1 protein-coding gene is annotated in these 875 nt (G+C 46.7%); it reads right to left on the bottom strand.

Features of this window, described 5'->3' with window-relative positions:
- Positions 1-224: 224 nt before the first annotated feature.
- On the bottom strand, positions 225-875 hold a 651-nt coding region (locus tag AC1MDJ_RS08140; protein ID WP_479690413.1), incomplete at its 5' end, for a M23 family metallopeptidase.

The following is an 875-nucleotide window of genomic DNA, read 5'->3' on the forward strand; positions in this document are numbered from 1 at the left end:
TGTATTTAGCACACCTAAAACGTGTAGAGGATATAATATTAGGGTTAGCTAGTAATGCAACGGTTGAGACACTCACAAAGGGGCTAATGGAGCAGGTTGGCAGGGCGATAGAGCCGATGTCGTGGCTGTTAGGCATAAGGCTATCTTGCGAAACTTGAAACAGACGGCAAAATAACTGCCACATTCAGCGACTGCGCCATTAGATGGACACGAGTATAGGCTATCTAACGTAGTAGCACAGGGTTATTGCCCGCATATAACGGCGGGTTCATTACCCTGTCGTAGTTTGTGGCATTTGCTAAAAAGTTTGGTATTTGACTAGCCGCTAGTTTCGGCGATTCCGCTATAAACGTAAGTGGGTTTAGCCATTTGCCCCTGTGCTGAATGCGGTAGTCTAGGTGCGGTCCAGTCGCATAGCCCGTTTTCCCAACGTAGCCTATTACCTGCCCTTGACTGACAGATGAGCCGACCTGAACTTGTTTATTGAACCCATTTAGATGTAAATAATATGTGTGGTAGTCGTTGGCGTGCCTTACGTGAACGTAGTTGCCATTGGCTTTGTTATAAGACTTTTCTACAACAACGCCAGCGGACGTGGACATAACAGGTGTGCCTATAGGTGCGGCATAGTCAACGCCGTAGTGCGGTCGTCTAACGGCAAGCACGGGGTGCATACGAGAATTAGAAAAACGCGATGTTATCCTAGCATAAGGCAATGGCACACGAAGAAAACCGCGTTCCATAGCCCTGCCCGCATTGTCATAATATCCATATTTGCCGTCTGTAGCAAAATAGTAAGCCCTGTGCTCTTTGCCACGCGTGGAAAAATTAGCTGATAAAATCCTGCCGTATCCTATAAACTTGCCATTTACAAA

The sequence above is a fragment of the Candidatus Termitispirillum reticulitermitis genome (assembly GCF_054655775.1).